The 9,059-nt window shown below is 61.2% G+C and carries 9 protein-coding genes; 3 read left to right on the plus strand and 6 right to left on the minus strand.

Annotation, left to right across the window (positions count from 1 at the left end; translation table 11 throughout):
* Positions 1-11 precede the first annotated feature (11 nt).
* The 6 genes from CO670_RS01945 to CO670_RS01970 form a co-directional block, all read right to left on the minus strand.
* Positions 12-1,358, minus strand: coding sequence for a copper oxidase (locus CO670_RS01945; RefSeq protein WP_097588717.1), 1,347 nt, complete (start codon positions 1,356-1,358; stop codon positions 12-14).
* Positions 1,359-1,372: 14 nt separating this feature from the next.
* A complete protein-coding gene (locus CO670_RS01950) occupies positions 1,373-2,833 on the minus strand; it encodes a TolC family protein (protein WP_097588718.1) in 1,461 nt (486 codons plus the stop codon).
* On the minus strand, positions 2,830-3,054 hold the full coding sequence (locus CO670_RS01955) for a hypothetical protein (protein WP_097588719.1): 225 nt from the start codon (positions 3,052-3,054) through the stop codon (positions 2,830-2,832). Before CO670_RS01955 ends, CO670_RS01950 begins: the two co-directional genes overlap by 4 nt.
* 87 nt (positions 3,055-3,141) lie before the next feature.
* On the minus strand, positions 3,142-3,540 hold the full coding sequence (locus CO670_RS01960) for a hypothetical protein (protein ID WP_097588720.1): 399 nt from the start codon (positions 3,538-3,540) through the stop codon (positions 3,142-3,144).
* Positions 3,541-3,671: 131 nt separating this feature from the next.
* Entirely contained in the window at positions 3,672-4,175 is a 504-nt protein-coding gene (locus tag CO670_RS01965) for a cytochrome b/b6 domain-containing protein (RefSeq protein ID WP_097588721.1), read from the minus strand.
* A gap of 128 nt (positions 4,176-4,303) precedes the next feature.
* Positions 4,304-4,879 (minus strand): hypothetical protein, encoded by a 576-nt coding sequence (locus tag CO670_RS01970; protein ID WP_097588722.1) that lies wholly within the window; start codon positions 4,877-4,879, stop codon positions 4,304-4,306.
* 177 nt (positions 4,880-5,056) lie between these two features.
* Between CO670_RS01970 and CO670_RS01975 the strand changes: the two genes are divergently transcribed.
* The 3 genes from CO670_RS01975 to CO670_RS01985 all read left to right on the plus strand — a co-directional run bounded on the left by CO670_RS01975 (position 5,057) and on the right by CO670_RS01985 (position 9,021).
* Positions 5,057-6,148, plus strand: coding sequence for an ABC transporter ATP-binding protein (locus CO670_RS01975; RefSeq protein WP_245425727.1), 1,092 nt, complete (start codon positions 5,057-5,059; stop codon positions 6,146-6,148).
* Between the two features lie 163 nt (positions 6,149-6,311).
* Positions 6,312-7,307, plus strand: a complete 996-nt coding sequence (locus CO670_RS01980; RefSeq protein ID WP_097588746.1) for a Fe(3+) ABC transporter substrate-binding protein — start codon at positions 6,312-6,314, stop codon at positions 7,305-7,307.
* Positions 7,308-7,362: 55 nt separating this feature from the next.
* Complete coding sequence (locus CO670_RS01985) at positions 7,363-9,021, plus strand: iron ABC transporter permease (RefSeq protein ID WP_097588724.1); 1,659 nt, start codon at positions 7,363-7,365, stop codon at positions 9,019-9,021.
* The last annotated feature ends 38 nt before the right edge of the window (positions 9,022-9,059 follow it).

Consider the following 9,059-nt stretch of genomic DNA (forward strand, 5'->3'; position numbering starts at 1 on the left):
GGATTTGAGCCTCAGCCCTTTGTCGGCTTCGGCGTGAATTGCGTCTTTGCGTCTTTGGCCTTGGTTGCGTCCGGCAGTTCGCCGGTCCATTCCCAGGCCTGTGTTCCCGGCGGGTTTTCATACCAGCCGGGATCGGCGTAATCGTCCGCCGAGATGCCCTCGCGGACTTTGACGACCGAGAACATGCCGCCCATCTCGATGGGGCCGTGCGGACCCCATCCGGTCATCATCGGGAGAGTGTTCTCCGGAATGGGCATTTCCATCTCGCCCATATCGGCCATGCCCTTGGTGCCCATGGGCATGTATTCCGGCTGCAGCTTCCTGATCTTCTCGGCGACCTTCGACTTGTCCGCGCCGATGAAGGTCGGGATGTCGTGCCCCATCGCGTTCATCGTGTGATGCGACTTGTGGCAGTGGATGGCCCAGTCGCCGGGATACTTGGCGTCGAACTCGTAGGCCCGCATCGCGCCGACGGGGATGTCGATGCTGACCTCCGGCCAGCGAGCCTCCGGCCGCACCCAGCCGCCATCCGTGCATGTCACCTCGAAGTGGTAGCCGTGCATATGGATGGGGTGGTTGGTCATCGTCAGATTGCCGACGCGCACCCGCACCTTATCGTTCTTCGAGACGACCAGCGGGCTGATGCCCGGAAACACGCGGCTGTTCCAGCACCACATGTTGAAGTCTGTCATTTCCATCACCCGGGGCACGTAGCTGCCGGGATCGATGTCGTAGGCGTTGAGCAGGAAGACGAAATCGCGATCGACGCGCATGAACTTCGGGTCTTTCGGGTGGACGACGAAAAAGCCCATCATGCCCATCGCCATCTGCACCATCTCGTCGGAATGCGGGTGGTACATGAACGTGCCTGATTTCACGAGGTCGAATTCATAAACGAAGGTCTTGCCGACGGGGATGTGCGGCTGCGTCAGGCCGCCGACGCCGTCCATTCCCGACGGCAGGATCATGCCGTGCCAGTGGACCGTCGTATGTTCCGGAAGCTTGTTCGTCACGAAGATGCGGACACGGTCGCCTTCGACGGCTTCGATTGTCGGCCCCGGCGACTGGCCGTTATAGCCCCAGAGATAGGCCGTCATGCCTTCGGCAATCTCGCGTTCGACCGGTTCGGCGACCAGATGGAATTCCTTGACGCCGTTGTTCATCCGGTGCGGAAGCGTCCAGCCGTTCAAGGTCACGACCGGCTGATAGTCCGGTCCCGACGTCGGGTGGAGCGGCGGCTGCATGTCCGCCGAGTCCATGACCGGTGCCTCGGGAAGGCTCATGGCCGAGGTCTTCGTCCAGGCGCCCGCCGCCAGCAGCGTGGCGCCCGCACCGAACAATTGTCTTCTGTTGAACATGTGAGGATCCTTTCTCAATGGCCGCCGCTGTTGCCGGAAGTTGCTGCCGCCTCGGTTTCCGCGGCCGTGGCTGCAGAGCCGCCGCCATAGACCGCGGGCCCGAGGCCGGCTTCAGCGAGCCAGAAGTCGCGCTTTGCATCGACCGAAAGCAGCATGGAGTTGATCTTTTCCCGGCTGTCGGCGAGCAGTTCGAAGGTGTTGGTGATCATACCGTTGTAGGTGAGCAGGGACTCCTCCTCGACCTTGGTGCGCAGCGGCACGACTCTGTCGCGATAATGCCGGGCGATATCGTAGCTCGACCTGTAGGCCTCGTAAGCGGACCGCGCCTCGGAGCGCACGTTGACGGCCTTCTCGGCAAGCTGGTTGGCGGCACGCATGTAGGCCAGTTCAGCCTTGCGCATGCGGGCTTTGCCGGTGTCGAAGATCGGGATGGTAAATTCCAGCTCTGCGAGACCAGTGGTCTCGGTCCTTTTCCTGCCGTCCTCGATCTCGCGTTCGACTTCCGCGCCGGTCAGGATTTCCAGATCCGTCACGTAGCGGGTGGCATCCGTCAGCCCGTAGGAGCGTGCGGTTGCCTCCAGCTCCAGCCTGGCGACCTGAAGATCGATGCGGTTGCGAAGCGCCTCGGCCTCTATCGCGTCGCGCCTGGCCGCCGCTTTCGGCAGGGCGGGAAGGCTGTTCGGCACGCGGTATTCGAGGTCCGAGCCCCAGAGCCCCATCAGCCTGGACAGCTCTTCCTTGGCGAGCCTTGCCGTCAACCGGGCTTTTGCCGCCTCTCCGGCGAGTTCGGCGACAAAGACGTGTTCGCGGGCCTGGGCGCCCTTCGTCATCGCCCCGGTCTCGCCGAGCTTCTCCGCCAGTTCGGAAGCCGCGTCGGCGGCTGCCTGCGCGCGCTGCAACTGGCCGGCCCGCTCCCACGCCGCCACCGCGCCGATCCAGGCGCGCCGGGTATCGGCCGCCAGGCGCAGCGTCGTGACGGCGGCATCCAGTTGAGCTTGCCGGAACCGTGTATCGGCGATTGCGACGTCGCGATTTTTCGTAAGGAGTGCCAGAAGATTGGCCGTGATCGCTCCCTCGATTGCCCTGAAGGCCTCGAGCCCAGGCGCGCCGATGCCGGTTGTGCCGATCGAGACGGTCGGGTTCAGCAGCATCGTCGCCTGCCATGCGTCGGCCGCGCGGTCTCCGACATCGGCATAGGCAGCCTGCAGCCCCTTGTTGTTGAGCAGCGCGATCTGGACGGCAGTTTCGACGTCGAGCGATGTTCCACGGGCAAGAAGGATTTTGACCTGAGCTGAGAGGGCCTGCGCCTGCTGCCGGTTCTGGATCCAGACCGTCTGCTTGGCGGTGGCCGAGGCGGTCCGGTCGGCAACGATGGCGAAGCCGGCCTCCTTCCTGGCATATTCGCCGCCGCTGACGCAGCCGCCGAGGACGATCGGGAATGCGGCCAATATTGCGAGCTTCCTGGCCGTCTTCATGAGGCATCTCCATCAGCCGAAGATTGCCGGTCGTTCTGTTGCCGCCATGACTTTGGATCGACCGGATCGCGGGCGACATAGCCCGAAATCGGCGAGCGATATCGAGCGGGAGGGACTGTGTGCTCCTGCTGGACCGCGCCGAACGCGACGACATCGGGAGGAGTGGATGCGCAGGCGGCCGCGATCAGCGGCAACCCCACCACCAATAGGGAAGGTTTCATTTGGAAAATCCGATAATAGGCTACGGGCGGCACATGCAGAGTTCGGGCGTGCGCCGTACGGACCCGTTAAAACGGGCGGTTCCTAATTCAGATATTCGGGGGACGATCGAAGGGCGGCAATTCGCCCAGCATGTCCTGGTCGTCGACGAACTGCCGGATCGACGACATGATCGGCCCGCCTATGACCGGGCCGGCGCACAGAAGCACGAAGCCGCCGCAAAAGTCCTTGCAGCATTCCTGCTTTGCGACCTTCGACGAATTGTCGTCGTCGGTGCTGTCGCCATGCGCGTGCTGATGGCCCGAGACGCCGGCCATGTCATGGTCAGCATGTGCTGCGACGCTCGGCTCGGCCCGCTCGACTTGAGTAGCAGGACCGTGCATGGCGGCGTCGACGTTAGACACGCTGTACCCCGCCAGCGACACGATGATCGCCAGCCGCACGAAGAAGAGCAATCTGCTCTGTGCGATTCGGTACATTCTGCCCATCCTCCATCGACTACAGCGAATGCGGCCGATTATCAATTGCTACGAAGGTGTCGTAGGATTTCACGTCGTTTCTGTGGCGCGACCACATCGGAAACGGAAAGGCGGGCGCCTCAACGGTGCTCCGCCTTGCGCTACGGTCTTCTCGATGACGGCTTTCGGCGGGGAAAGACGATTCCATCAAGCGTCTCGTCCTTGAGGATAAGCGTGTGCCACGCGGCGGCGGTGAAATGGAGCGCAACCATGGCCAGGATGATCCTCGACCCGGCGACATGGTAGCTCGCGGCCCCGAACCAGAAATAGCTGGCGATGAACCCCAGGCATGCCTGGGCAATGATTGCGGCGTAAAGGCCGTAATGGAGTGCGCTCGCAGCTCTCTTGGCCCATGAAGCCGGCTGTCGTGGTGTGGACGGCCCGATCATGCGCAGAACCAAGCGGACGCCCATCAGAAGGCCGATCAGCATTCCGGCGTAATTGTGGATGAGATGCTGAAAGAGGTCGAACGGCGAAGGCGTCACGCCCATATGGGCGGCGTGATGCGTGCGCTCGATGCTGCCGCCGGTCAGGTACTGGACCGGAAGAAGCAGAGCGATCAGCCAGTGAAGCCCTATCTGCGCTGCGGAATAGCTGCCTTTCATTGCTCCCTCCGGATCACGCGCGCAAACTATCCCCGCCGCAGTTAATGCTTCGTGCGCCGCCGCGCGTTCGGAACATTCCCGGACATGCCGTCAATGGGGATTTATCTTCGTGACTGGGAGGGTGTCGCTCATTTCGAGCGAAACAGACCCGTGAGATGGCGAAACTTCTGAGCCCACGATAGCGGGTCGATGATTTCAGGCGAAGATGACGCGATCAACCGGTCCAGGCGGGGCAGGAGAAACGCGGCCCAATCGTCGAGATCGCTTTTGCCGAAATAAGGCAGCCAGACGTCGGAGGGGCCGTCCCATTGCCGTGGATTTGCTTTGGCCAGATCCCCTAGTTTGACCAAGACAGTTCCGCCATTTTCCCCGACAACTTCGATATCCGGGTCAGGATCCGGCCTGGGAAGGCGTGCGATAATGCTCTCTTCCAAAGCTTTGCCAGCGGCACGATCCGCGTCGTCCAGCTGACGCAATATGCGTGTGTCGCTGGCGGCGCCGGAGCCCTCGGTCATGTTGATGGTAAATTTGGCGCCGGTCACGCTGTTCGAATATTGGGATACTTGTAGCCAGAAAACCCTTTTGCCACGGACAAAGCTGCATTTGCCGGCTGCTTGCGATTCCCAGCCCAATTCCTGAAATCGCGGGGCCAGCAGCGACCGCATATGGCGGTGAAAGTCTTTGCTTTTCACATAGTCGCGCATGCTTCCGAGCCCATGTTTGGCTGCAACTTCCGGACGATGTCATGACCTGGTCAAAGGGACAATGCCTGGCCCTGTGCAAATACCCGGCACGATATCGAAATCGGTACAGTTGATCGCGTTCACGGCCCTTAAAGGCGAACGTGACCGCAGATTGGCGTCCTGAAGGACAGATTGCGCTTGTCCCCATTCGCCTCGGTGTGTTCTAGGACTTGCACTGGAACTGTCGGCGAGCATGAAATGAGCGAAATCGCAGTACGACTGGAAAATGTTACCCGCCGCTTCGGCATCACTGCAGCCGTGCGCGATCTTTCTCTTCATATTCGGCGCGGAGATGCGGTTTCGCTCGTGGGCCATTCCGGTTGCGGCAAGTCTACGCTCCTGCGCATGATTGCCGGTGTCGAGGTGCCGGAATCCGGTCGCATCTTCCTCGAAGGTCGCGAGGTGGCAGGTTCGGCCGCTTTCGTCGAACCGGAGGCGCGCGGCGTCGGCTTCGTCTTCCAGGACTATGCTCTCTTTCCGCATCTGACCGTACGGGACAATATCCTCTTTGGTCTCAAGCGAACTCCGAAGGGTGAGGCAGCTGCGCGGGCAGAGGAGATGATCAGCAAGGTCGGGATCGAACATCTGGCTCATCGCTATCCGCACACCCTTTCCGGCGGCGAACAGCAGCGCGTCGCACTCGCCCGCGCCCTGGCGCCCCGGCCGAGTATCATTCTGATGGACGAGCCCTTTTCCAATCTGGATCAGGGTCTGCGCGGGAAGGTACGCAGCGACACCTTGAACCTGTTGCGGGCGCTTGGCACGACCGTGATCATCGTCACGCATGATCCGCAGGAAGCACTTTCCGTCGGCGACCAGGTGGTCCTGATGCGCGCAGGTGAAATCGTCCAGTCCGGCTCCGCCTATGATCTGCACGACCGTCCGACGAATGCCTATGCGGCAGAGTTTTTTTGCGCGTCCAGCAAAGTTCCCGGCGTTTACCGTGGCGGATGGATCGAGACCGCGATAGGCGACTTCGCCTATACGCTCGATCGTCCGCCGCCAAGCGCGGTGACCGTTTATGTCAGGCCGCATGCTATTGCGCTGTCTCCCGGCTCGGGGATCTCCGCTCGTATCGAGAATCGTGTTTTGCATGGCGAATTCGAGCAGATCACGTTGAAGGTCGATGGCCTCGAGGCGCCGCTTAAGGCGAGAGCCCTGGAGCGGCTGCCCGTTGATGCGGAGAATATCGAGATCTCAATCCTCCCCGAGCGGCTGCTGGCTTTTTGACAACTCAGCTGCGAGCGCATTCTGATGACCTCCTCATCAAGTTTCCGTGATATTTGGCTTCAAATTCCAGGGAAAACTTGACTTTCAGGGTCAGGAACTGCTGCAAGCAATGCGCATTCATTCGCGGAGGGACATAATGAATTCGCGCTCTATCCTCACATCCATGCTGCTTGCTGCTTCGGCGCTGATGTCGCCTTGCATGGCTGGCGCCGCAGAAATCAACCTTTACACGACGAGAGAACCGGCTCTGATCGCACCTCTTCTGGAGGCGTTCACCAAATCGTCCGGTACGAAGGTGAATACCATTTTCCTGAAGGACGGCCTGGCAGAGCGCGTCGCCTCCGAGGGCGCCAGCTCGCCGGCTGACATCCTGATGGCCGTCGATGCCGGCAACCTTGTCGATCTGGTCGATAAAGGCGTAACGCAGCCGGTGGAATCATCTGTCCTGAACTCGGCTGTCCCGGAACAACTGCGTGATGCCAAGGGCAATTGGTTTGCGCTTTCGATGCGCGCCCGCGTGCTCTACGCGGCCAAGGATCTTGATATCAGCACATTCAACTACGAGGAGCTTGCCGATCCCAAGTGGAAGGGCAAGATCTGCATTCGCTCGGGCCAGCACCCCTATAATACGGCACTGTTTGCCGACTACATCGCCCACTACGGCGCGGAAGAAGCCGAGAAATGGCTGACGGGCGTCAAGGACAACCTCGCACGCAAGGCAGCCGGCGGCGATCGCGATGCGGCTAAGGATATCCTCGGCGGCATTTGCGACATTGGTATCGCCAACTCCTATTATGTTGGCCTGATGCGATCCGGCAAGGGTGGTGAAGAGCAGGTCAAATGGGGCGATGCCATCAAGGTCGTCCTGCCGACGTTCAAGAACGGCGGGACGCAAGTGAATATCAGCGGCGCGGCAATCGCCAAGCATTCGCCGAACAAGGCTGAAGCCGTCAAACTTCTCGAATATCTCGTCTCCGACGAAGCGCAGAAGATCTATGCCGAGGCTAATTACGAATATCCTGTGAAGGCGGGTGTCGCGGCCGATCCGATCATCGCATCCTTTGGCGAACTAAAGATCGACAGCAAGCCCTTGTCCGAGATCGTCAGCCATCGCAAGCAGGCGAGCGAACTCGTGGACAAGGTCGGCTTCGACAACTAAAGAACAGGGAAGGCGCCGCTGAGAGGCGCCTTCCTCCCCGAGAATGGATCGAGTGATGTTTCCCAGCCAGGCGCCCGCCCGCTCTGCAAAGCGCACCGGCAGCGCATGGCTGGCAATTGCCGCTACGATCGCCCTCATTGCCATTCTGCCGATCGGGGGATTGCTTCTCGAAGCCTCGAAGGGCTCGGCCGGTCTTTGGGGGCATCTTTTCTCGACCATCCTTCCGGTCGCGCTTCTCGACACCGTCGTCCTCCTTGCGGGGGTCGGGGTCATCACTGCTGTGGTCGGCACGACGACGGCATGGCTGGTGACGGCCTATGATTTTCCCGGCAGGCGTGCTCTGGAATGGATGTTGCTTCTGCCGCTTGCCGTTCCGACCTACATCGTCGCCTATGCCTATCTGGATATACTGCATCCGATCGGTCCGGTGCAGGATGCCGTGCGCTGGCTGCTCGGCTACGAGAGCCCGCGCCAGTTTCGCCTTCCGGACGTCCGTTCCATGGCAGGCTGCATCCTGCTTCTCGGAATCGTGCTCTACCCCTATGTCTACATTCCGACCCGCGCGATGTTCCTCACCCAATCCGGTAATCTCGTCGATGCGGCACGCACGCTCGGCACATCTCGCCGCGCGGTCTTCTGGCGGGTCGCCCTGCCGCTCGCGCGCCCGGCTGTCGCCGTGGGGATCAGCCTTGCTCTGATGGAAACGTTGAACGATATCGGCGCCGCCGAATTCCTCGGTGTCCGGACGATCACCGTTTCCATCTACACGACCTGGATCACCCGCTCGGATTTGTCGGGAGCGTCGCAGATCGCCCTTGCCCTTCTTCTCATCGTCGTCGCGATCGTTGCGGTGGAGCGATGGGCGCGACGCAAGCAGCGCTACTCGATCGACGTTCGCCGGATGCGGCGTTTCCAACCGCGGCGGGTATCTTTGGGAAAAGGCATGCTGCTGTTTTTCGGCGGTCTTCTGCCGGTCATCCTCGGCTTCGCCGCACCCGCGCTCTATCTCTTGATCGAAGCGGCAAAACGCTATCGGTTCGCCGGCATATCCCCTCGTATCATCGATGAGGCGGTGAATACGCTCGTTATCGCCACCCTGGCGACGGCGGCGACCGTCATCCTTGGGCTTCTCGCTGCCTACGCGACCCGCCTGCGCCCGGGCCAGGCGTCCTCCTGGCTCCTGCGCTGTTCGACAATGGGCTATGCTGCTCCCGGGACCGTGGTCGCCATCGGTGTGCTGATCGCCCTTGCCGGGCTCGATCAGTTTATCGATCGCGCCGCGCTTTCCTTGTTTGGTGTGTCGCCTGGCCTGCTCCTTATGGGATCGGGTGCTGCCGTCTTATATGCGCTCATCGTGCGGTTTCTGGCGATCTCCGCCGGCGGCATAGAAGCCGGTCTCTCGCGCATTTCCCTGTCGCTCGATCATGCTTCGCGTTCGTTGGGGCAATCCACCACAGGCACTCTGCGATACGTGCATTTGCCGCTCTCGAAGGCGGCAATCTCGGCTGCAGCCCTGCTGGTCTTCGTCGATTGCGTGAAGGAGCTGCCGGCGACGCTCCTCCTGCGGCCGCTCAATGTCGAGACTTTCGCGACTCATCTTTATGGAGAGGCTGCGAGAGGCACTTACGAGGAAGCCTCGATTGCCGCGCTCGCCATCGTGCTAGTCGGCATTCTGCCGGCCATTCTGCTGTCGCGGATCGGACGCATCCGCTAACGCACGTCGCGATCTTTCAGATTCGCTCCCCGTGCTTT

Source organism: Rhizobium sp. J15 (assembly GCF_002531825.1).
Taxonomy (GTDB): Bacteria; Pseudomonadota; Alphaproteobacteria; order Rhizobiales; family Rhizobiaceae; genus Rhizobium.

Bases quoted from the DNA above. Each gene is read 5' to 3' on its own strand.
- CO670_RS01945 (WP_097588717.1), bottom strand. From the start codon at position 1,358: ATGTTCAACAGAAGACAATTGTTCGGTGCGGGCGCCACGCTGCTGGCG.
- CO670_RS01970 (WP_097588722.1), bottom strand. From the start codon at position 4,879: ATGCGCGACTATGTGAAAAGCAAAGACTTTCACCGCCATATGCGGTCG.
- CO670_RS01985 (WP_097588724.1), top strand. From the start codon at position 7,363: ATGTTTCCCAGCCAGGCGCCCGCCCGCTCTGCAAAGCGCACCGGCAGC.
- CO670_RS01950 (WP_097588718.1), bottom strand. From the start codon at position 2,833: ATGAAGACGGCCAGGAAGCTCGCAATATTGGCCGCATTCCCGATCGTC.
- CO670_RS01955 (WP_097588719.1), bottom strand. From the start codon at position 3,054: ATGAAACCTTCCCTATTGGTGGTGGGGTTGCCGCTGATCGCGGCCGCC.
- CO670_RS01980 (WP_097588746.1), top strand. From the start codon at position 6,312: ATGCTGCTTGCTGCTTCGGCGCTGATGTCGCCTTGCATGGCTGGCGCC.
- CO670_RS01960 (WP_097588720.1), bottom strand. From the start codon at position 3,540: ATGGGCAGAATGTACCGAATCGCACAGAGCAGATTGCTCTTCTTCGTG.
- CO670_RS01965 (WP_097588721.1), bottom strand. From the start codon at position 4,175: ATGAAAGGCAGCTATTCCGCAGCGCAGATAGGGCTTCACTGGCTGATC.